The organism is Enterobacter sp. ENT02, assembly GCF_019219165.1.
Lineage (GTDB): Bacteria > Pseudomonadota > Gammaproteobacteria > Enterobacterales > Enterobacteriaceae > Enterobacter > Enterobacter mori.
Genome location: NZ_JAHUWD010000003.1, coordinates 564,175 through 584,695, shown reverse-complemented (window position 1 = coordinate 584,695; position 20,521 = coordinate 564,175). Strand labels below are relative to the sequence as shown.

Genomic DNA, 20,521 nt, shown 5'->3' with positions numbered 1-20,521 from the left:
GTTGCTTATTCGCGGAACAGCGCTTCGATATTCAGACCTTGCCCCTGCAGGATTTCACGCAGGCGACGCAGACCTTCAACCTGAATCTGACGAACACGTTCGCGGGTCAGGCCAATTTCGCGGCCGACGTCTTCCAGTGTCGCAGCTTCATACCCCAGTAAACCGAAACGACGTGCCAGCACTTCACGCTGTTTGGCGTTCAGTTCGAACAGCCATTTGACGATGCTCTGTTTCATGTCATCGTCCTGCGTGGTGTCTTCCGGGCCGTTGTCTTTTTCGTCGGCCAGGATGTCCAGCAGCGCTTTTTCGGAGTCGCCACCCAGCGGGGTGTCAACCGAGGTAATGCGCTCGTTGAGACGCAGCATACGGCTTACGTCATCAACCGGTTTATCAAGCTGTTCGGCAATCTCTTCCGCACTCGGTTCGTGGTCCAGTTTATGGGACAACTCACGCGCGGTACGCAGATAGACGTTCAGCTCTTTGACGATGTGGATCGGCAGTCGAATCGTACGGGTTTGGTTCATAATTGCCCGTTCGATGGTCTGACGAATCCACCAGGTCGCGTAGGTTGAGAAGCGGAACCCGCGTTCCGGGTCAAATTTCTCAACTGCGCGGATGAGCCCTAAGTTGCCCTCTTCAATCAGGTCCAGCAGAGCCAGACCACGATTGCCGTAACGGCGAGCAATTTTCACGACCAGTCGCAGGTTACTTTCAATCATGCGACGGCGCGAGGCAACATCACCACGCAAAGCACGACGTGCGAAATAGACTTCTTCTTCGGCCGTTAACAGTGGGGAGTAACCGATCTCCCCAAGGTAAAGCTGAGTCGCGTCCAGTACACGCTGTGTGGCGCCCTGCGATAACAGCTCTTCTTCAGCCAAATCGTTATCACTGGGTTCCTCTTCTACTAAGGCTTTTTCGTCAAAAGCCTCTGCTCCGTTCTCATCAAATTCCGCATCTTCATTTAAATCATGAACTTTCAGCGTATTCTGACTCATAAGGTGGCTCCTACCCGTGATCCCTGAACGAGACACCCTGGCTGGCATGCCCCGTCAAATTATCGCTGCGGCAGATACTGCAGCGGGTTTACGGATTTCCCCTTGTAACGAATTTCAAAATGCAAGCGTGTAGAACTGGTTCCGGTGCTACCCATGGTAGCGATTTTTTGCCCCGCCTTAACTTCTTGTTGTTCCCGGACCAGCATTGTGTCGTTATGGGCGTAGGCACTCAGGTAATCATCGTTATGTTTGATGATAATAAGATTACCGTAACCGCGCAGAGCGTTACCGGCATAGACAACGCGTCCGTCTGAGGTCGCGATGATAGCCTGTCCCTTACTCCCTGCGATATCGATCCCTTTATTTCCTCCCTCGGAGGAAGAGAAGTTTTCGATAACCTTGCCATCAGTCGGCCAGCGCCATGCAGAGATAGGCGAACTGGTGGAGGTACTGCTGGCAGTCGGTTCAGTAGAGCTAACCACAGGTGCCGTAACCGGTGCTGTGACAGCAGTCGCAGTCCCTTTATTATTCGGCAACATTTTGTTAGCACTCTGATCACCTGAATCCTCAGAATACGTAATTACAGGTTGTGAAGCAACCACCATGGTGGATTTTTGTGCAGGCATAACGCTGTTATTTTGCGCGGTCACATCCGCCGCAGAAACTGTGTTCCCCGGCGTGAGTGGCGTACCCGTCGCGTTGCCCACCTGGAGCGTTTGGCCGACTTCCAGTCCATACGGGGCCTGCACGTTATTGCGTTGTGCCAGGTCACGGAAATCGTTCCCGGTGATCCAGGCGATATAGAACAGCGTGTCGCCGCGCTTCACGGTGTAGGTGCTGCCGCCGGTATAGCTCCCTTTCGGAATGTTCCCATACTTGCGGTTGTATACTATGCGGCCATTTTCCGTCTGAACAGGTTGTTCAACTGGCTGAATCTGTGTTGGCTGCGTGGTTGGACGCTGAACCGGCTGGATCTGCGGAGTTTGCTGCGCCGTAGAGGTGCCCATTTTCGGCGGAGGAGTGATCAACATTCCGCTGGACGTGTTACCCGAGCCGCTGTTCCCGCCGACGGAGCTTACAGGCGCAGGTGCGTTATTCGAACTTGTACAGCCTGCCAGCCAGAGCGAAACCAGTGATAATGCCGCAACACGGCTGATGGTGAATTTTGGGCTTCCCGCGCTCATTTATCCCCCAGGAATGTGTTAACTACCAGTGACTTAAAAATAACCGTGATGGCACGAACCTTTTGCGCCACACAATACGCTGAATTTGCCTTAATAACCCTGGATAAATCCGAGTCTCAGGCCAGCTCTCCCTTAACCAGAGGCACAAAGCGTACGGCTTCTACGGTATCGATAATAAACTCGCCGCCACGCCGACGAACACGCTTCAGAAGCTGGTGTTCATCGCCCACGGGCAAGACGAGAATGCCGCCTTCATCCAGCTGCGACAAGAGTGCTGCAGGGATCTCCAGCGGTGCGGCCGTGACGATAATGGCATCAAACGGGGCGCGAGCCTGCCAACCCTGCCATCCATCACCGTGACGTGTTGAAACATTATGTAAATCAAGTTGTTTCAGGCGACGACGCGCCTGCCACTGTAAACCTTTGATGCGTTCGACGGAACAAACATGGCGAACAAGATGCGCGAGGATCGCGGTTTGATACCCTGACCCGGTGCCAATCTCCAGCACGCGGGACTCCGGTGTTAACTCCAGCAGTTCCGTCATGCGCGCCACCATGTAGGGCTGAGAAATGGTCTGGCCTTGCCCAATAGGCAGCGCCACGTTTTCCCACGCTTTGTGCTCAAACGCCTCGTCTACAAACTTCTCGCGCGGAACCTGGGCAAGCGCATCCAGCACCTCCTCGTTGGTGATCCCCTGAGCGCGAAGTTGTTCCAGAAGAGTTTGTACACGTTTGCTTACCATTGCACGTTCACCCCGACCCGATCTAACCAGTCCGACACCACATCATGCGCGCTATACGCGGTTAAATCTACGTGCAGTGGCGTAACGGAAACATACCCTTCATCTACAGCAGCGAAGTCCGTATCTGGACCGGCATCGCATTTTTCGCCCGGAGGCCCAATCCAGTAGAGGGTATTGCCGCGCGGATCCTGCTGCGGAATAACCTGGTCAGCAGGATGACGGCTGCCACAGCGCGTCACGCGGATCCCCTTGATCTCATTGAGCGGGAGGTCGGGTACGTTGATATTCAGGATACGGCCCGTACGCAGGGGTTCACGCCCCAGCGCGCGAAGAATCGAACAGGTGACCGACGCCGCCGTGTCGTAATGCGTATGGCCGTTAAGCGAAACCGCCAGCGCCGGGAAGCCCAGATGACGGCCTTCCATCGCTGCCGCCACGGTACCGGAGTAGATCACGTCATCGCCGAGATTCGGTCCGGCATTGATACCTGACACCACAATGTCCGGGCGCGGGCGCATCAGCGCATTCACGCCGAGGAACACGCAGTCGGTCGGCGTGCCCATCTGTACGGCGATATCGCCATTTTCAAAGGTAAAGGTGCGAAGCGACGACTCCAGCGTCAGTGAGTTAGACGCTCCACTGCGGTTACGATCGGGAGCCACAACCTGCACATCCGCAAATTCGCGAAGGTGTTTCGCCAGGGTCTGTATACCTGGCGCGTGGATCCCGTCATCGTTACTCAGCAATATTCGCATAATCACCCGAGGTGTTGATAAGTTCCCTGACAACACTGGTGGCAAAGCTACCTGCAGGTAGCCAGAAGCGTAACTCAACGGTCACGTCATCCCACCAGTTCCAGCTTAACTGCTGCGGGTAGAGCAACATCGCGCGGCGTGCTGCTTCGACTTTTTCCCGCACCAGCAGTGATTGTAATTCTGGCGCGTCCGCGACGGCTGACTGCTCGGCAGCGAGCGCGTCGCCCTGCGTGCCCCAGTCTCCCGTTCCGGGCAGCGCGGCCGTAATCATCAGCGCTTTGGCGTCCACACGAGACTGGACATCGGCCATTTCCTCGGCCGTTGCCACAAACCAGCTTCCGCGTCCCGCTAATTGTAGCGCATCGCCGACAACAACTTGATTAGCGTCCGATTTTTTCAGACGCTCGCTCACAATCTGATTAAACAACGCACTGCGGGCCGCAGACAACCAAAAACTGCGTTTATTCCTGTCGCGTACCGGTGCATCGCTTTGCGCCCAGCGCAGTGCGCCCTGCAGGTTGCTGCCACCGATACCAAAACGCTGTGCGCCAAAGTAGTTCGGTACGCCGCGTTCGTTTATCGCCTGTAGGCGTTTTTCAACGTCTTCGCGGTCAGTCACTTCACGCAGCACCAGCGTAAAGGCGTTGCCCTTCAACGCGCCCAAGCGCAGTTTGCGCTTGTGACGGGCGTACTCCAGCACCTTACAGCCTTCAAGCTCAAACTGGCTTAAATCCGGCATCGTATTGCCCGGCACGCGCGCGCAGATCCACTGTTCAGTGACCGCATGTTTATCTTTCTGTCCGGCAAAGCTCACTTCGCGGGCATGAATTTTCAGGAATTTTGCCAGCGCGTCGGCCACAAACCGTGTGTTGCAGCCGTTTTTCAGAATGCGCACCAGAATGTGCTCGCCTTCGCCATCCGGCTCAAAGCCCAGATCTTCCACCACGAGGAAATCTTCCGGGCTGGCTTTCAGCACCCCGTTCCCCTGCGGTTTACCGTGCAGGTATGTCAGGTTGTCAAAGTCTGTCATTTGCTCGCCTTCACCAGAAGCGCCACGGCTTCACAGGCAATGCCTTCACCACGGCCCGTGAAGCCCAGCTTCTCGGTGGTGGTCGCTTTGACGTTGACGTCGTCCATATGGCAGCCCAGATCTTCCGCGATAAACACACGCATCTGCGGAATGTGCGGCAGCATTTTAGGTGCCTGAGCGATGATGGTCACATCGACGTTACCCAGGGTGTAGCCTTTAGCCTGAATGCGGCGCCACGCTTCGCGCAGCAGTTCGCGGCTGTCTGCCCCTTTAAATGCCGGGTCGGTGTCCGGGAACAGCTTGCCGATATCCCCCAGCGCGGCAGCGCCCAGCAGCGCGTCGGTTAGCGCATGCAGCGCCACGTCGCCATCAGAATGCGCCAGCAGTCCTTTTTCGTAAGGAATACGCACGCCGCCAATGATAATTGGGCCTTCTCCGCCAAAGGCGTGTACATCAAAACCGTGTCCAATTCGCATTATGCCTTCTCCTGATGGGTCGAACGGGTAAGATAAAATTCCGCGAGCTGCAAATCTTCCGGGCGCGTCACTTTTATATTATCAGCGCGCCCTTCAACAAGCTCAGGGTGAAAACCGCAATACTCCAGCGCTGAGGCTTCGTCCGTGATGGTCGCACCATCTTTAAGCGCACGCGTCAGGCAGTCGTGGAGCAGTTCGCGGGGGAAAAATTGTGGCGTCAGCGCGTGCCATAAATCAACGCGCTCAACGGTATGGGCGATAGCCTGTTTGCCCGGCTCGGCGCGTTTCATGGTGTCACGCACGGGGGCAGCCAGAATCCCGCCGACCTTGCTTGTTTCTCTCAGGGCCAGCAGACGCGCAAGATCGTCCTGATGCAGACACGGACGCGCCGCGTCATGTACCAGTACCCACGAGGCGTTTCCGGCAGCCTGAATGCCCGCCAGCACGGAATCGGCGCGCTCGGCGCCACCGTCAACGACGGTAATCTGTGGGTGGTTTGCCAGCGGGAGCTGCGCGAAGCGCGCATCGCCTGGGCTGATGGCGATGACCACGTGCGTCACCCTCGGGTGCGCCAGCAGCGCCGCCACGGCGTGCTCAAGGATCGTTTTATCGCCAATTGAAAGGTACTGCTTGGGACATTCTGTCTGCATGCGCCGGCCAAAACCTGCGGCCGGCACCACGGCACAGACGTCCGAAAAAGTTGCTGCCATGTCGTAATCCTGGGCCTGATTATCGATTGTTTTGTGCTGAGCCCTGATTGCGTTTAGACGCATCCGGAACCAGACGATAAAAAGTTTCGCCCGGCTTAGTCATACTGAGTTCATTGCGTGCGCGTTCCTCAATCGCCTCTTGCCCGCCATTGAGGTCATCAATTTCAGCAAAGAGTTGATCGTTTCGCGCCTTGAGTTTGGCGTTTGTTGCCTGCTGAGCCGCGACGTCATCGCTTACCCGGCTATAGTCGTGCAGTCCGTTCTTACCGAACCACAACGAATATTGCAGCCAGACCAGCAAAGCCAGCAACAGCAGCGTTAGTTTACCCATCCTGCCCCCTGAAAAAACGGCATCATCATCCCATAACTTTCCGTTCGACTCTACTCCGGGGTTTTAATTATGTCGCAAGTTAGCCCATCAGCCATAAAAACAGCAGGCCAAACATCACCACAACGGTCACAATCGTGATAACCGTACTATACAGGAGTCGGCCATTGAAGAGGGAGTGCAGCGCAATACCCACCACGACCGCCACAGGCATCAGCGCCAGGAAGAAAGGCCAGGTATAGAGGAAGAAGAACAGCGTGTTACCGCCGTAAATGAGAAACGGGATGCCCAGCGCCAGTAACCACGAGATAAAGCCGACAATGGCCCCAGGGAAGGACCAGGTCGTCTCGTCGTCGGTCGTTAACGGCTCCGACCCGGTGGTGATAATGTAGTTTTCACTGTTGCGCATAGCTGATCCTGTGACCATGACTCATCGTTCGGGAAGACAGCTCCCGAACGATACCGTCTCAGGATCTGATAATATCGTCCCGTCTGAGCAGGTCTAATAATTGGCTTACTAAATTTGTTACCAATTGTTGACCTTCCAGGTGAATCTCTGGCGATTCAGGCGCTTCGTAGACCGCGTCAATGCCGGTGAAATTACGCAGTTCTCCGGCACGGGCTTTTTTGTACAGCCCTTTCGGGTCGCGCGCTTCGCAAATCTCCAGCGGCGTATCGACAAACACCTCAATAAAGCGATCCTGACCCACGCGTTCGCGCACCATCTGGCGCTCGGCGCGGTGCGGTGAGATAAACGCGGTCAGCACCACCAGCCCGGCATCCGCCATCAGGCTGGCGACTTCGCCCACCCGGCGGATGTTCTCTTTGCGGTCATCGTCGCTAAACCCCAAATCGCTGCACAGCCCGTGGCGCACGTTGTCGCCGTCCAACAGGTACGTGCTTACGCCCTGCTGATGCAACGCCTCTTCCAGCGCGCCCGCCACCGTGGATTTACCTGAGCCGGACAGCCCGGTAAACCACAGTACAACCCCACGGTGGCCGTGGAGCTGTTCGCGCTGGGCGACGGTGACCGGATGAGGATGCCAGACGACGTTCTCATCATGGGCGGCCATTACTTGCCTCCCAGCAGATCGCGTGCGCCCCAGTGCGGGAAGTGCTTACGCACCAGCGCGTTCAATTCCAGCTCGAAGGCGCTGAATTCAGACGCCACGGCAGCCTGTTCTTTAGGCTCGCGCACCATACCGGCCCCGACGGTCACGTTGGTCAGCCTGTCGATAAAGATCAGCCCGCCCGTAACCGGATTCTGCTGATACGGATCCAGCACCAGCGGTTCGTCAAAGGTCAAATCGACCAGACCAATGCCGTTCAGCGGCAGTTCGGTGACGTCACGATGGGTCAGGTTGTTGATATCCACCTGGAACTGAATACCGTCCACGCGGGCGCGGGTTTTCTTACCGGCAATTTTGATGTCATAGCTTTGGCCTGCGGTCAGCGGCTGTTCGGCCATCCACACCACATCCACGGACGCGCCCTGCACTGCCGCCAGCGTTTCGTGGGCATCCACCAGCAGATCGCCCCGGCTGATATCAATTTCGTCTTTCAGCACCAGCGTTACTGCTTCACCGGCGCCCGCTTCCTGCAGGTCACCGTCGAAGGTGACAATGCGGGCGATGGTGGATTCCACGCCGGATGGCAGCACCTTAACGCGCTGGCCAACCTTCACGAAGCCTGACGCGAGGGTGCCGGAGAAGCCGCGGAAATCGAGGTTAGGACGGTTCACGTACTGTACCGGGAAGCGCATCGGCTGGGTGTCGACCACGCGCTGAATTTCAACGGTTTCCAGCACTTCCAGCAGCGTCGGGCCGCTGTACCACGGCATGTTTGTGCTCTGGGAGGCGACGTTATCTCCTTCCAGCGCCGAAAGCGGTACAAAGCGAATATCCAGGTTGCCCGGCAGCTGTTCGGCAAAGGTCAGGTAGCTCTGGCGGATCTCCTCGAACTTCTCTTCGCTGAAGTTCACCAGATCCATCTTGTTGACCGCCACCACCAGGTGTTTGATCCCCAGCAGCGTCGAGATAAAGCTGTGACGACGGGTCTGATCCAGCACGCCTTTACGCGCGTCCATCAGCAGGATCGCCAGGTCGCAGGTAGACGCTCCGGTCGCCATGTTACGGGTGTACTGCTCGTGCCCCGGGGTGTCGGCAATAATAAATTTGCGCTTCTCGGTGGAGAAGTAGCGGTAGGCCACGTCAATGGTGATGCCCTGCTCGCGCTCCGCCTGCAGGCCGTCCACCAGCAGGGCCAGGTCGAGTTTTTCACCCTGGGTGCCGTGACGCTTACTGTCGTTATGCAGGGAAGAGAGCTGATCTTCGTAAATCTGGCGCGTATCGTGCAGCAGGCGGCCAATCAGGGTACTTTTCCCGTCATCCACGCTGCCGCAGGTCAGAAAACGCAGCAGGCTTTTATGTTGTTGCGCGTGCAGATACGCTTCCACGCCGCCTTCGTTGGCAATTTGTTGAGCAATAGTGGTATTCATGGCGGCTCCTTAGAAATAACCCTGACGTTTCTTCAGCTCCATGGAGCCTGCCTGGTCGCGGTCAATCACGCGCCCCTGTCGCTCGCTGATGGTGGACACCAGCATCTCTTCGATGATCTCCGGCAGCGTCTGCGCGCTGGATTCCACCGCGCCGGTCAGCGGCCAGCAGCCGAGGGTACGGAAACGCACCATCTGTTGTTTGATTACCTCGCCCGGCTGCAGGTCGATGCGATCGTCGTCGATCATCATCAGCATGCCGTCGCGCTCCAGCACCGGGCGCTCAGCGGCCAGATACAGCGGAACGATTTCGATGTTTTCCAGGTAGATGTACTGCCAGATATCCAGCTCGGTCCAGTTGGAGAGCGGGAAGACGCGAATGCTTTCGCCTTTGTTGATCTGACCGTTATAGTTGTGCCACAGCTCCGGGCGCTGGTTTTTTGGGTCCCAGCGGTGGAAGCGGTCGCGGAAGGAGTAGATACGCTCTTTGGCGCGGGACTTCTCCTCGTCGCGGCGCGCGCCGCCGAAGGCCGCGTCAAAACCGTATTTGTTCAGCGCCTGCTTCAGCCCTTCGGTTTTCATGATGTCGGTATGTTTGGCGCTACCGTGCACGAACGGGTTAATGCCCATCGCCACCCCTTCCGGGTTTTTATGCACCAGCAGCTCGCAGCCGTAGGCTTTCGCGGTACGGTCGCGGAACTCGTACATTTCGCGGAATTTCCAGCCGGTATCCACGTGCAGCAGCGGGAACGGCAGCGTACCCGGATAAAACGCTTTACGCGCCAGATGCAGCATGACGCTGGAATCTTTACCGATGGAGTACATCATCACCGGGTTAGAAAACTCGGCGGCCACTTCGCGGATAATATGGATACTCTCCGCTTCAAGCTGCCGCAGGTGTGTAAGACGTTTTTGGTCCATAACCGTTCCTTAAGCCAAATTTACGACAGAAGAACCAAAGCCTTCTGTATCGGTTGTGTTCTGAAACCAGGCGAGCGTGCTGTGCAACTGCACCACTTCCCCCACCACGATCAGGGCGGGCATCGGGGCGTCTTTCGCCAGGGTTGCAAGATGTTCCAGGGTGCCCGTCGCAACGTGCTGATCGACGCGCGTGCCGCGAGAAATCACGGCAACGGGCGTCGTCGCCTCGCGACCGTGCTGAATAAGTTGTTCGCTGATGTCTGCCGCTTTCATCGTGCCCATGTAGATCGCCAGCGTCTGGCGGCTCTGGGCGAGATGCGACCAGTCAAACGGCGTGCTGTCGGCCTTGTAGTGTCCGGTCACAAAGGTCACGCTCTGGGCGTAATCGCGATGGGTTAGCGGGATACCGGCGTAGGCCGTCACCGCAGAGGCCGCCGTGATGCCGGGCACCACCTGGAACGGTACGCCCGCTTCGGCTGCCGCCTGCAGCTCTTCGCCGCCGCGACCGAAAATAAACGGATCGCCCCCTTTCAGGCGCACCACGGTTTTACCCGCTTTGGCGGCGTCAACCAGCATCTGGTTAGTGTCGTGCTGCGGCACCGAGTGCTCGCCAGCCCGTTTGCCGACGCAGATTTGCTCCGCGTCGCGACGGATCAGCTCGCGCACGCCGTCGGTGACCAGATGGTCGTAGAACACCACGTCCGCGTCCTGCAGCACCTGCAGGCCACGCAGCGTCAGCAGACCGGCATCTCCCGGCCCAGCCCCCACAAGAATGATCTCCCCGCTCGTGCTGCCGGGGTTATCCAGTTCGTCCTCGAGGATTTTCTGCGCCGCCGTCTCATTACCGGTATGCATCAGGCTGGCAAAGCGGCCGCGAAACACGCGCTCCCAGAAGCGACGACGTTCCGCCACGCTGGTCAGGCGAGTTTTCAGGTGGTTACGCCAGAAGCTGGCTTTTTCCGCCATGCGCCCGAGGCTGGTCGGCAACAGCGCTTCGATTTTTTCCCGCAGCACGCGCGCCAGCACCGGCGCGGTGCCGCCGGAGGAGATCGCCACCAGCAGCGGCGAGCGGTCAACAATCGACGGGAAGATAAACGAGCACAAAGGCTGGTCGTCCACCACGTTCACCAGGCGGTAACGGGCTTGCGCCGCGTCAGAAATTCGACGATTGAGTTCACGATTTTCGGTGGCCGCAATCACCAGCACCACGCTGTCGATTTGCGACTCCTCGAAATCCGCCTCTTCGACTACCCGTACCTGCGCGCCTGCCCGTTGCAGGAACGCGATTTTGCGATCGGCAATGTCACCCGTACCAACAACCAGCACCGGTCTCTCTTTAATTGCGGCAAATAAGGGCAGATAGTCCACAGGCAACAACTCACTAACAACAGGAATAGTGGGACTATAGGGGGCGACTTAGACCGAATGAAATTACGAATTGGAATGAGTAGTTACTCAATGGAATAACGCCCTGGAAAAGCAAATATCAAAAAGTGCTTAACACGCGAAATTTCGGGCATTTAAGAGCAATTCAAATTGTGTATGCACGATCACAGTTTCATACTAAGCGGGTTAAAAATTTGCTCTGTTTTTAAGGACTCACTATGTTTTCCGCAACGCGCCACCGTATTGCTGCCCTGGCGCTCGGCGTTTGCTTCATCCTTCCGGTTCAGGCAAAAAACCAACCTTATGGTGAAATCGCCAATATGCAGGCGCGGCATATTGCCACGGTCTTCCCTGGACGCATGACCGGCACACCGGCCGAGATGCTCTCCGCAGACTATATTCGTCAGCAGTTTGCCGATATGGGCTACCAGAGCGATATCCGCTCGTTTCACAGCCGCTACATCTATACCTCACGTAATAAAACAAAAAACTGGCACAACGTGACGGGCAGTACGGTCATTGCCGCACACGAAGGGAAAGCGGCTGAGCAGATCATCATCATGGCGCATCTCGATACCTTCGCCCCGATGAGCGACGCCGACACCGACAATAACCTCGGCGGTTTGACGTTGCAGGGGTTGGACGACAACGCGGCGGGTCTGGGCGTCATGCTTGAACTGGCCGAGCGAATGAAAAATATCCCAACGAAATACGGGATTCGCTTTATTGCCACCAGCGGAGAAGAAGAAGGAAAGCTTGGCGCTGAGAATCTCCTTAAACGCATGAGCAATGAGGAGAAAAAAAATACGCTGCTGGTGATCAATCTCGATAATTTGATCGTCGGCGATAAGCTCTATTTTAATAGTGGGCAGAGCACCCCCAGCAGCGTGCGTAAATTAACGCGCGACCGGGCATTAGCCATCGCCCGTAGCCACGGTGTGTATGCCACCACCAATCCCGGCGGCAACCCGGATTATCCGAAAGGAACGGGCTGTTGTAACGACGGCGAAGTGTTTGATAAAGCGGGCATTCCGGTGTTGTACGTTGAGGCGACGAACTGGGGTCTGGGCAAGAAAGATGGGTATCAACAGCGGGCGAAAACGAAAGCGTTCCCGGAGGGGACAAGCTGGCATAACGTGATGCTGGACAATCAGCAGCACATTGACCGCGCGCTGCCTCAACGAATTGAGCACCGCAGCCGTGATGTGGTGAAGGTGATGCTGCCGCTGGTGAAGGAGCTGGCGAAAGCCGGGAAAGCCTGAGGTTTTTAAGTATATCGAGGCCTGATGCCCTCACCCCACCCCTCTCCCACAGGGAGAGGGAGTAAATGGGATTTACCCTTCGTGCAGCCCGCACTCGCGCTTCAGCCCAAAGAATCGCGTCTCTTCTTCCGCCATTCCTGGTTCCCATTTACGCGTGGTGTGGGTATCCCCCACCGACAAATAGCCCTGGTCCCACAGCGGATGGTACTTCAGCCCGTGTTTTTGCAGGTACTGGTACACGGTGCGGTTATCCCAGTCGATGATCGGCAGCACTTTGAACACGCCGCGTTGAACCGCCAGCACCGGTAGCGTAGCGCGGCTTCCCGACTGCTCGCGGCGCAGACCCGCAAACCAGGTCTGAGCCTTCAGCTCTTTCAGCGCGCGGTTCATCGGCTCGACTTTGTTGATCTCATTGTATTTCTCAATGCCCTCAACGCCCTGCTCCCACAGCTTGCCGTAGCGTGCCTCCTGCCAGGCCGCACTTTCCGTCGCGCGGTAGACTTTCAGGTTCAGCTTGAGCTTGTCCGTGAGCTCATCGATAAACTGGTAGGTTTCCGGGAACAGGTAGCCGGTATCGGTGAGGATCACCGGAATGTCCGGGCTGATCTGATTCACCAGATGCAAGCTGACCGCCGCCTGAATACCAAAGCTCGACGACAGCACATAGTCTCCCGGCAGGTTTTCCAGCGCCCACGCCACGCGCCCTTCGGCGTCCAGTTTTTCCAGCTGAGCGTTGGTTTCTGCCAGCGCCAGAATGCGTTCGACTTTTGGCAGGTCATTAAGGGCGTTTAGATCGAGTACGGACATAATTACCTCTCGTGGTTACTCCCAGAAATCCCGTGCGGGATCGAGTACCGGGCGAATGATGCCCGCACGCACCGTAAAGTCGCCGAAGCCTTCACCCGCTTCGCGCTCTTTCGCCCAGCGCCCGACAAGCTCGTCGATGGAATCGAGAATTTCCGGTTCCGTAATATTTTCACGGTACATACGCGGAATGCGCGTCCCCATACGATTGCCGCCAAGGTGCACGTTGTAACGACCCGGCGCTTTGCCAACCAGTCCCAGCTCGGCCAGCATTGCACGTCCGCAGCCGTTCGGGCAGCCGGTGACGCGCATCACGATATGCTCGTCCGGAATACCGTGTTTTTCCAGAATCGCTTCTACCTTGTCAGTAAATGACGGCAGGAAACGTTCCGCTTCGGCCATCGCCAGCGGGCAGGTCGGGAACGACACGCAGGCCATCGAGTTTTCACGCTGCGGTTTAACCGCATTCATCAACCCATGATCACGCGCCAGCTTCTCGATTTTAGCCTTCTGGCTCTCCGGCACGCCGGCAATGATGAGATTCTGGTTGGCGGTAATGCGGAACTCACCTTTATGGATCTTAGCAATTTCCAGCAGACCGGTTTTCAACGGGCGGCCCGGATAATCCAGAATACGACCGTTTTCAATAAACAGCGTCAGGTGCCATTTATTGTCGATACCTTTCACCCAGCCAATGCGATCGCCGCGACCGGTGAATTCGTAAGGGCGGATCGGCTCAAATTTGATGCCTGCGCGACGCTCCACTTCCTCTTTGAACGTCTCTACGCCCACGCGCTCCAGGGTGTATTTGGTTTTCGCGTTTTTACGGTCGGTACGGTTACCCCAGTCGCGCTGAGTAGTCACTACCGCTTCCGCCACGGCCAGCGTGTGCTCCAGCGGCAGGAAGCCGAACTCGCTCGCGGTGCGGGCATAGGTTTTCTTGTTACCGTGCTCAATGGACAGGCCGCCGCCCACCAGCAGGTTAAAGCCAATCAGCTTGCCGTTTTCGGCAATTGCCACGAAGTTCATGTCGTTGGCGTGCAGGTCGATATCGTTCTGCGGCGGGATCACGACAGTAGTTTTAAACTTACGCGGCAGATAGGTCTGGCCAAGGATCGGTTCTTCGTCCGTGGTCGCGACTTTTTCCTGATCGAGCCAAATCTCTGCGTAGGCGCGCGTGCGCGGCAGCAGGTGCTCAGAGATCTTCTTCGCCCACTCATACGCTTCGGCGTGCAGCTCGGACTCATACGGGTTCGAGGTGCAAAGCACGTTACGGTTCATGTCGTTGGCGGTTGCCAGCGCGTCCAGCCCGACCGAGTGCAGCATCTGATGCACCGGCTTTACGTTCTTCTTCAGAATGCCGTGGAACTGGAAGGTCTGGCGGTTGGTCAGGCGGATGCTGCCGTAAATCGTGTTTTCACCCGCGAACTTGTCGATGGCCTGCCACTGTTTGGTGGTGATCACCCCGCCCGGCAGACGGCAGCGCAGCAGCATCGCGTGACGCGGCTCCAGCTTCTGTTCTGCACGCTCGGCGCGGATGTCGCGGTCGTCCTGCTGATACATACCGTGGAAGCGGATCAGCAGGAAGTTGTCGCCTTTGAAACCGCCGGTCAGACCGTCATTTAAATCTTCGGCAATGGTACCGCGCAGGTAGTTGCTCTCTACCTTCATGCGCTCGGCATCAGTCAGTTTGCCTTCGACCACCAGTGGGCCGGGATGTTTTTCGCTCATTAGTAGACATCTCGCTGATAACGGCGCTCTACGCGCAGCTCACTTAAAAATTCATCCGCCGTTTCGGCATCCATACCGCCGAATTCGGCAATCACTTCCAGCAGTGCCTGCTCAACGTCCTTCGCCATGCGATTGGCGTCGCCGCAGACATAAATGTGGGCACCGTCATTGATCCAGCGCCACAGCTCTGCGCCCTGTTCGCGCAGTTTGTCTTGTACGTATACTTTTTCTTTCTGGTCGCGGGACCAGGCCAGATCGATGCGGGTCAGTACGCCTTCTTTCACATAGCGCTGCCATTCAACCTGATAGAGGAAATCTTCGGTAAAGTGCGGGTTGCCGAAGAACAGCCAGTTTTTACCCGGCGCTTCATCTGCCGCGCGCTGCTGCATAAAGGCGCGGAACGGCGCAATGCCGGTGCCTGGGCCAATCATGATGACCGGCGTTTCCGGGTTCGCAGGCAGGCGGAAGTTGTCATTGTGCTCAATGAAGACGCGCACTTCGCCCTCTTCTTCCACGCGGTCCGCCAGGAAACTTGATGCCCCACCCGCGCGGGCGCGGCCTTCGATGTCGTAGCGCACCACGCCGACGGTAACATGCACTTCGCTCTCCACTTCAGCCTGCGAAGAGGCGATGGAGTACAGGCGCGGGGTCAGCGGACGCAGCAGGCCAATCAGCGCATCGGCATCCAGTTGAGCCGGAGAGAAACGCACCATATCGACAATTGGCGTCGTCGCGGCGTAATGCTGCAGTTTCGCTTTGTCGCCCACCAGCGGCAGCAAGGATTCGCTGCGCGTTAGGGTGGCATAATTTTCGACGATATTCGGGGTGTTCACCGTCAGCTCGAAATGCCACTGCAGCGCGTCTGAAAGCGGCTGGGTTTTGCCGTCAACGGTGACAGGCTCGTCACCCTTCAGCCACAGCAGCTCAACCAGCTCTTTCACCAGCGCCGGATCGTTCTGATACCAGACGCCCAGCGCATCGCCCGGCTGATAGCGCAGGCCAGAATCACCGAGATCGATCTCGATATGGCGCACGTCTTTTTCGGAGTCGCGGCCGGTAATTTTCTGATTCACCGACAGGCTTGCCGTCAGCGGTGCCTCTTTGGTGTACGGGCTGGTGTGAATGTCGTTGACGGCACCCGTTGCGGTGAAGGCGGCCTGCGCCGACGTCTCTTTCGGCACGCGCGCTTTCAGCACCTCAACAATGCGGGCACGCCATTCCGCGGCGGCGGTCTGGTACTCGACGTCCGCGTCAACGCGGTCCAGCAGGCGCTCCGCGCCCAGCTCCGCCAGCTTGCTGTCGAAGTCTTTACCGGACTGGCAGAAGAATTCATAGGAAGTATCGCCAAGGCCGAACACGGCAAAAGCCGTGCCGTCCAGCTTCGGCGCTTTTTTCGAGAACAGGAACTTGTGCAGCGCCACCGCTTCTTCAGCGGGTTCACCTTCGCCCTGCGTTGAGGCCACAACCACCAGCAGTTTTTCTGACGCGATTTGTTTAAATTTATAATCCCCGGCATTGACCAGGTTCACGTTCAGTTTAGCGGCGAGCAGGTCATCACGCAGCGCTTCGGCCACGCGGCGGGCGTTACCCGTTTGCGAGGCGGAAATGAGCGTAATGGCAGGAATTTCAACGGCCGTTGCCGGTACACCCGCCACAGCGCCAGGCTGCTGATTGAGCATTCCCCAGAAATAACCGGAGACCCAGGCAAGCTGAGTGGGAGAAAAATCAGAGGTGGCAGCCTGAAGGCGCGCCAGTTGCTCCGGGTTCAGGGGAAGCAAATTTGAAGGTGGGGCCTGTGTTGTCATGCGTCGTTATGTTCCAGTAGCCAAGCGGACTTTAAGCGAATAAATCCAAACTGAAGATAAGGTTAACGGCGAGGATAATAACAATTAAAGAAGGGATGGAAATAATAAATAACCAAATGGACTAACCTGTTTTACTTATCGTTCTTAACAGTAAAAACGATTAATTAACCCATTGAAATATAATACGAAAACTAACAAAAAAAGGGCATATCGCGCTTCAGTACCTATTGAGCCGTTTTAGTTAATGCTAAAAATTGTGCTTTCCGGTACTATGCGGCGGTTTTTTCCGCATTACTGAGAGCGATCATGTCCACCACACTGTTTAAAGATTTCACCTTCGAAGCCGCCCACCACCTTCCGCATGTCCCTGAAGGGCATAAATGTGGCCGCCTGCACGGACACTCGTTTATGGTGCGTCTTGAGATCACCGGTGAAGTCGATCCGCATACCGGTTGGATCATGGATTTTGCCGAGCTGAAGGCCGCGTTTAAGCCGACCTACGATCGTCTGGATCACTACTATCTGAATGATATTCCTGGCCTTGAAAACCCGACCAGCGAAGTGCTGGCAAAATGGATTTGGGATCAGATGAAGCCGCTGGTGCCGTTGCTGAGCGCGGTAATGATCAAAGAGACCTGCACGGCAGGCTGCGTGTATCGCGGGGAGTGATGCTTGCCGGGTGGCGCTGACGCTTACCCGGCCTACAAGAGCCTCGAACCCTAGGCCCGGTTAGCGCTAGCGCCACCGGGCTTTTTTTATGCAATATTCAGGTACTTGTGCGTTTGCATCGACAGGCGCCAGTTACGCGCAATACAGGTTTCAATGCACAGGCGCGTCGCGTCGTCTTTCTGACTGATCGGCTGTAGCGCAATGACGCGCTGCTTTTCATCGGTCAGCGTTGCCAGCAGTTCATCCAGCGCTTCGATATCACGTACGCGCCCTACCGGGTGTTTGATCTCATCAGCACGCTCAAGTGCCTGAGACAGCACGTCATACCCGCCGCGCATATTCACTTTTGGCGATACCGTCACCCAGGTGGTGTGTGAACAGCGCACTTCATGGGTGCCGCTGGTTTCAATCTGGCAGCTGTAGCCGTTCTTTTCGAGCAGCTCGGTCAGCGGCGTCAGATCGTGGATGCAGGGTTCACCGCCGGTGATCACCACGTGGCGCGCCGTCCAGCCCTGACGACCAATAATGGCCAGCAGATCTTCTGGACTGCCCGCGCCCCACTTATCGCTCTCTTTGGTTTTCGCCAGTATGCTAAACAGCGACACTTCCCGATCTGCGAGCTTATCCCACGTATGTTTGGTATCACACCAGGCACAGCCAACCGGGCATCCCTGTAAACGAATGAAAATAGCGGGAACGCCGGTAAAGTAACCCTCGCCTTGCAGGGTCTGGAACATCTCGTTAATCGGGTACTGCATAGTCATCTCAGTAAAGGGGATAAACGATAAGTATCGCAGATCCCCGCCGGATGGTCATGCTCCATCGGTGCTTTACGCGCCAATCGCCGCCATAAAACGCTCGGTAATTTGCTGTGGACGGGTGATTGCGCCGCCGACAACAACCGTATGCGCGCCCAGCGCCAGGCATCTGGCCGCGCGTTCAGGGGTATCCACGTTGCCTTCGGCAACCACGGGAACTGTCACGGCAGCCAGCACTGCCTTCAGGAACTCGCAGTCATTCTCAGGAAGCGAATGACCCGCCGTTTCCGCCGTATAGCCGTAAAGCGTGGTGCCGACGCAGTCAAAGCCAAGCGCCTGCGCCGTCACGGCTTCACCCACGGTGGCGATATCCGCCATCAGCAGTACCGCGGGATACCGTGAGCGGATGCGCGTGACCAGCGTTTCCAGGGATTCCCCACCGGGGCGCTCCCGCGCCGTCGCATCAAGCGCTATGATTTCCGGCGAGACGGTCATCAGCTCATCCACCTCTTTCATCGTGGCGGTGATAAACACCTCGCTTTCCGGGTAATCCCGTTTGATGATGCCGATAACAGGCAAAGAGACCTGCTGCTTAATGGCCTCAATATCTACTACGCTGTTGGCACGAATGGCGGCGGCCCCGCCCTGCGCCGCCGCCAGCGCCATCCGCGACATAATAAACGGGCTGTGCAGCGGTTCATTCTCAAGCGCCTGACAGGAGACGACCAGTTTTCCCTTCAGGTTATCCAGTACAGTTTTCATTACGATAAGATCTCTTCCACTTCGTTTTTGATAATCGTGACGTGCGGGCCATAAATGACCTGAACACCGTTACCGCGCACGATAACGCCGCGCGCGCCGGTGGCTTTCAGCGCCGCGTCATTCACTTTGCTGCCGTCCTTCACCGTGACGCGAAGACGCGTAGCGCAGCAGTCCACCTCTTCCAGATTCTCTTTTCCGCCTAATCCAGCGATCACCGCAACGGCGCGCTCGCTCTGCGAAAAAGTCACTTCATTGGCCATCGCCTCCTTTTCCCGACCCGGCGTGGCAAAATCAAAGCGGTTAATCAGGTAGCGGAAGGTGAAGTAGTAAAGGAAGAACCACGGCACGCCGACCAGCGGAACGAACATCCAGTTGGTTTTGGCCTCCCCCTGCAAAATGCCGAACAGCACGAAGTCAATAAAACCGCCGGAGAAGGTTTGTCCGATGGTGATATGCAGCATGTGTGCGAGCATGAACGCCAGCCCGTCAAACAGTGCATGAATGACGTAAAGTACCGGCGCAATAAACAGGAAGGAGAACTCGATAGGCTCGGTAATCCCGGTCAGGAACGAGGTTAACGCCGCAGAGAGCAGCAGCCCGGCAACGCGCTTTTTATTTCTGGTTTTGCCGTGTGGTACATCGCCAGACAGGCGCCGAGCAGGCCAAACATCATCGTAATAAAGCGCCCGGACATGAAACGTGACGTGCCTTCGTAAAACTGACGCGTGGTGGGATCGGCCAGCTGGGCGAAGAAGATCCGCTGTGTGCCCTCAACCAGGTGACCGTTGACAATCTCACTGCCGCCGAGGGCGGTGGTCCAGAACGGCAGATAGAAGATATGGTGCAAACCAAACGGGCCCAGCATGCGTAAAATGAAGCCGTACAGCAGAGTGCCCAGATAGCCGGTGGCATCCACCAGCCCGCCGAGACCAAAAATCAGTTTCTGGAAATGCGGCCAAACCACGGTCATGAGCGCGCCGACGAGTATCGCCGCCAGCGAGCTGATTATGGGGACAAAGCGCGAGCCGCCAAAGAACCCGAGGAACTGCGGAAGCGCAATTTTATTAAACCGATGATGGAGCGTGCAGGTCACCAGACCAATCACCACGCCGCTAAACACGCCGGTTTCCAGCGTCTGAATCCCCAGCGTCATGCCCTGCCCCACAGCGCCCGGGTTCGCGTGCGCCAGTTTGCCGGTGAGGATCAGCAGCGCGTTGATGGTGGCATTCATCACCAGAAACGCGAGAAGCGCCGCCAGCCCAGCCGTGCCCTTATCGCTTTTTGCCAACCCGACGGCAACCCCAACCGCAAACAACACCGAGAGGTTCGCAAAGACGATTGAACCTGCGCTGCTCATGATAGTGAAAATGGCCTGAAGCCAGCCGACATCTAAAAACGGATAAGCCGCCAGCGTATTCGGATTCGATAACGCACCGCCTATCCCCAGCAGCAGACCCGCCGCGGGCAACACGGCTATGGGCAACATAAAGGACTTACCAAAGCGCTGCGCTTTTTCAAACCATCCCCCCGAAGAAGCGCCACTGAACATTTGCATCATTTTTCTCATCTCCCCATTAAACGATGAAAATTTTTACCATATAAATATTATTTAGTGAAAATTACCATCAAAAACCAGGAAGCCGATCATACTTTTTCAAAATGACTGGCATCTTTCCCCCGCTTTCCGCCACACTAGGCGCAGAGA

The 20,521-nt window shown here is 56.7% G+C and carries 20 protein-coding genes and 1 pseudogene; 2 read left to right on the top strand and 19 right to left on the bottom strand.

Going from position 1 to position 20,521, the window contains the following annotated elements; all coding sequences use genetic code 11:
* Window positions 1–5 precede the first annotated feature (5 nt).
* From rpoS to cysG, 13 genes are all read right to left on the bottom strand, one after another.
* The gene (rpoS, locus tag KW829_RS13770; RefSeq protein ID WP_013098493.1) at window positions 6–998 is read right to left on the bottom strand and encodes an RNA polymerase sigma factor RpoS; all 993 of its coding nucleotides are present in this window, start codon (window positions 996–998) and stop codon (window positions 6–8) included.
* Window positions 999–1,057: 59 nt separating this feature from the next.
* Window positions 1,058–2,182, bottom strand: a complete 1,125-nt coding sequence (gene nlpD, locus KW829_RS13765; protein ID WP_218308418.1) for a murein hydrolase activator NlpD — start codon at window positions 2,180–2,182, stop codon at window positions 1,058–1,060.
* Window positions 2,183–2,298: 116 nt separating this feature from the next.
* The gene (locus tag KW829_RS13760; protein ID WP_214606274.1) at window positions 2,299–2,925 is read right to left on the bottom strand and encodes a protein-L-isoaspartate(D-aspartate) O-methyltransferase; all 627 of its coding nucleotides are present in this window, start codon (window positions 2,923–2,925) and stop codon (window positions 2,299–2,301) included.
* Window positions 2,919–3,680 carry a 5'/3'-nucleotidase SurE gene (gene surE, locus KW829_RS13755; RefSeq protein WP_010434534.1) on the bottom strand — a complete coding sequence of 254 codons (762 nt, stop codon included), beginning with the start codon at window positions 3,678–3,680 and terminating at the stop codon, window positions 2,919–2,921. The genes KW829_RS13760 and surE overlap by 7 nt, the downstream gene beginning before the upstream one ends.
* Window positions 3,661–4,710, bottom strand: a complete 1,050-nt coding sequence (truD, locus tag KW829_RS13750; protein ID WP_218308417.1) for a tRNA pseudouridine(13) synthase TruD — start codon at window positions 4,708–4,710, stop codon at window positions 3,661–3,663. The genes surE and truD overlap by 20 nt, the downstream gene beginning before the upstream one ends.
* A complete protein-coding gene (ispF, locus tag KW829_RS13745) occupies window positions 4,707–5,186 on the bottom strand; it encodes a 2-C-methyl-D-erythritol 2,4-cyclodiphosphate synthase (RefSeq protein WP_008499607.1) in 480 nt (159 codons plus the stop codon). The genes truD and ispF overlap by 4 nt, the downstream gene beginning before the upstream one ends.
* Window positions 5,186–5,896, bottom strand: a complete 711-nt coding sequence (ispD, locus tag KW829_RS13740) for a 2-C-methyl-D-erythritol 4-phosphate cytidylyltransferase (protein WP_218308416.1) — start codon at window positions 5,894–5,896, stop codon at window positions 5,186–5,188. Before ispD ends, ispF begins: the two co-directional genes overlap by 1 nt.
* 19 nt (window positions 5,897–5,915) lie before the next feature.
* A complete protein-coding gene (gene ftsB / locus KW829_RS13735; protein ID WP_003862095.1) occupies window positions 5,916–6,227 on the bottom strand; it encodes a cell division protein FtsB in 312 nt (103 codons plus the stop codon).
* A gap of 79 nt (window positions 6,228–6,306) precedes the next feature.
* Window positions 6,307–6,633: a DUF3561 family protein gene (locus KW829_RS13730; protein WP_042716229.1), complete on the bottom strand. Its 327-nt coding sequence runs from the start codon at window positions 6,631–6,633 to the stop codon at window positions 6,307–6,309.
* 58 nt (window positions 6,634–6,691) lie between these two features.
* On the bottom strand, window positions 6,692–7,297 hold the full coding sequence (cysC, locus tag KW829_RS13725; protein ID WP_010434543.1) for an adenylyl-sulfate kinase: 606 nt from the start codon (window positions 7,295–7,297) through the stop codon (window positions 6,692–6,694).
* Complete coding sequence (gene cysN, locus KW829_RS13720; protein WP_218308415.1) at window positions 7,297–8,721, bottom strand: sulfate adenylyltransferase subunit CysN; 1,425 nt, start codon at window positions 8,719–8,721, stop codon at window positions 7,297–7,299. The genes cysC and cysN overlap by 1 nt, the downstream gene beginning before the upstream one ends.
* A gap of 9 nt (window positions 8,722–8,730) precedes the next feature.
* The gene (gene cysD, locus KW829_RS13715; protein ID WP_218308414.1) at window positions 8,731–9,639 is read right to left on the bottom strand and encodes a sulfate adenylyltransferase subunit CysD; all 909 of its coding nucleotides are present in this window, start codon (window positions 9,637–9,639) and stop codon (window positions 8,731–8,733) included.
* 9 nt (window positions 9,640–9,648) lie between these two features.
* Window positions 9,649–11,007 carry a siroheme synthase CysG gene (gene cysG / locus KW829_RS13710; protein WP_010434552.1) on the bottom strand — a complete coding sequence of 453 codons (1,359 nt, stop codon included), beginning with the start codon at window positions 11,005–11,007 and terminating at the stop codon, window positions 9,649–9,651.
* Between the two features lie 236 nt (window positions 11,008–11,243).
* Here cysG and KW829_RS13705 point away from each other — a divergent pair, with 236 nt between their 5' ends.
* Window positions 11,244–12,287: an aminopeptidase gene (locus tag KW829_RS13705; RefSeq protein WP_010434555.1), complete on the top strand. Its 1,044-nt coding sequence runs from the start codon at window positions 11,244–11,246 to the stop codon at window positions 12,285–12,287.
* A 72-nt stretch (window positions 12,288–12,359) separates the two neighbouring features.
* Here the strand turns inward: KW829_RS13705 and cysH are convergent, their stop codons facing one another.
* From cysH to cysJ, 3 genes are read right to left on the bottom strand one after another with little or no spacing between them, the layout of a single operon-like run.
* The gene (cysH, locus tag KW829_RS13700) at window positions 12,360–13,094 is read right to left on the bottom strand and encodes a phosphoadenosine phosphosulfate reductase (RefSeq protein WP_010434558.1); all 735 of its coding nucleotides are present in this window, start codon (window positions 13,092–13,094) and stop codon (window positions 12,360–12,362) included.
* Between the two features lie 15 nt (window positions 13,095–13,109).
* A complete protein-coding gene (gene cysI, locus KW829_RS13695; RefSeq protein WP_089601195.1) occupies window positions 13,110–14,822 on the bottom strand; it encodes an assimilatory sulfite reductase (NADPH) hemoprotein subunit in 1,713 nt (570 codons plus the stop codon).
* Window positions 14,822–16,627 carry an NADPH-dependent assimilatory sulfite reductase flavoprotein subunit gene (cysJ, locus tag KW829_RS13690; RefSeq protein WP_042713883.1) on the bottom strand — a complete coding sequence of 602 codons (1,806 nt, stop codon included), beginning with the start codon at window positions 16,625–16,627 and terminating at the stop codon, window positions 14,822–14,824. The genes cysI and cysJ overlap by 1 nt, the downstream gene beginning before the upstream one ends.
* A gap of 306 nt (window positions 16,628–16,933) precedes the next feature.
* On the opposite strand from cysJ, the gene queD reads away from it, so the two are divergent.
* Entirely contained in the window at window positions 16,934–17,296 is a 363-nt protein-coding gene (gene queD / locus KW829_RS13685) for a 6-carboxytetrahydropterin synthase QueD (protein WP_010434567.1), read from the top strand.
* An 86-nt stretch (window positions 17,297–17,382) separates the two neighbouring features.
* Here queD and queE read toward each other — a convergent pair whose 3' ends face one another.
* The 3 genes and pseudogenes from queE to KW829_RS13670 all read right to left on the bottom strand — a co-directional run bounded on the left by queE (window position 17,383) and on the right by KW829_RS13670 (window position 20,374).
* Window positions 17,383–18,054, bottom strand: coding sequence for a 7-carboxy-7-deazaguanine synthase QueE (gene queE, locus KW829_RS13680; protein WP_010434572.1), 672 nt, complete (start codon window positions 18,052–18,054; stop codon window positions 17,383–17,385).
* Window positions 18,055–18,126: 72 nt separating this feature from the next.
* Window positions 18,127–18,816 carry an N-acetylmannosamine-6-phosphate 2-epimerase gene (locus KW829_RS13675; protein WP_218308413.1) on the bottom strand — a complete coding sequence of 230 codons (690 nt, stop codon included), beginning with the start codon at window positions 18,814–18,816 and terminating at the stop codon, window positions 18,127–18,129.
* Window positions 18,816–20,374: pseudogene (locus tag KW829_RS13670) on the bottom strand (PTS transporter subunit EIIC). The gene KW829_RS13675 and the pseudogene KW829_RS13670 overlap by 1 nt, the downstream one beginning before the upstream one ends.
* Window positions 20,375–20,521 lie beyond the last annotated feature (147 nt).

Excerpts from the sequence above, each read along its gene's own strand:
- KW829_RS13730 (WP_042716229.1), bottom strand. The coding sequence starts at position 6,633 with ATGCGCAACAGTGAAAACTACATTATCACCACCGGGTCGGAGCCGTTA.
- cysN (WP_218308415.1), bottom strand. The coding sequence starts at position 8,721 with ATGAATACCACTATTGCTCAACAAATTGCCAACGAAGGCGGCGTGGAA.
- nlpD (WP_218308418.1), bottom strand. The coding sequence starts at position 2,182 with ATGAGCGCGGGAAGCCCAAAATTCACCATCAGCCGTGTTGCGGCATTA.
- cysD (WP_218308414.1), bottom strand. The coding sequence starts at position 9,639 with ATGGACCAAAAACGTCTTACACACCTGCGGCAGCTTGAAGCGGAGAGT.
- cysC (WP_010434543.1), bottom strand. The coding sequence starts at position 7,297 with ATGGCCGCCCATGATGAGAACGTCGTCTGGCATCCTCATCCGGTCACC.
- surE (WP_010434534.1), bottom strand. The coding sequence starts at position 3,680 with ATGCGAATATTGCTGAGTAACGATGACGGGATCCACGCGCCAGGTATA.
- KW829_RS13760 (WP_214606274.1), bottom strand. The coding sequence starts at position 2,925 with ATGGTAAGCAAACGTGTACAAACTCTTCTGGAACAACTTCGCGCTCAG.
- cysH (WP_010434558.1), bottom strand. The coding sequence starts at position 13,094 with ATGTCCGTACTCGATCTAAACGCCCTTAATGACCTGCCAAAAGTCGAA.
- queD (WP_010434567.1), top strand. The coding sequence starts at position 16,934 with ATGTCCACCACACTGTTTAAAGATTTCACCTTCGAAGCCGCCCACCAC.
- queE (WP_010434572.1), bottom strand. The coding sequence starts at position 18,054 with ATGCAGTACCCGATTAACGAGATGTTCCAGACCCTGCAAGGCGAGGGT.
- cysI (WP_089601195.1), bottom strand. The coding sequence starts at position 14,822 with ATGAGCGAAAAACATCCCGGCCCACTGGTGGTCGAAGGCAAACTGACT.
- KW829_RS13675 (WP_218308413.1), bottom strand. The coding sequence starts at position 18,816 with ATGAAAACTGTACTGGATAACCTGAAGGGAAAACTGGTCGTCTCCTGT.
- ftsB (WP_003862095.1), bottom strand. The coding sequence starts at position 6,227 with ATGGGTAAACTAACGCTGCTGTTGCTGGCTTTGCTGGTCTGGCTGCAA.
- rpoS (WP_013098493.1), bottom strand. The coding sequence starts at position 998 with ATGAGTCAGAATACGCTGAAAGTTCATGATTTAAATGAAGATGCGGAA.
- ispD (WP_218308416.1), bottom strand. The coding sequence starts at position 5,896 with ATGGCAGCAACTTTTTCGGACGTCTGTGCCGTGGTGCCGGCCGCAGGT.
- KW829_RS13705 (WP_010434555.1), top strand. The coding sequence starts at position 11,244 with ATGTTTTCCGCAACGCGCCACCGTATTGCTGCCCTGGCGCTCGGCGTT.
- truD (WP_218308417.1), bottom strand. The coding sequence starts at position 4,710 with ATGACAGACTTTGACAACCTGACATACCTGCACGGTAAACCGCAGGGG.
- ispF (WP_008499607.1), bottom strand. The coding sequence starts at position 5,186 with ATGCGAATTGGACACGGTTTTGATGTACACGCCTTTGGCGGAGAAGGC.
- cysJ (WP_042713883.1), bottom strand. The coding sequence starts at position 16,627 with ATGACAACACAGGCCCCACCTTCAAATTTGCTTCCCCTGAACCCGGAG.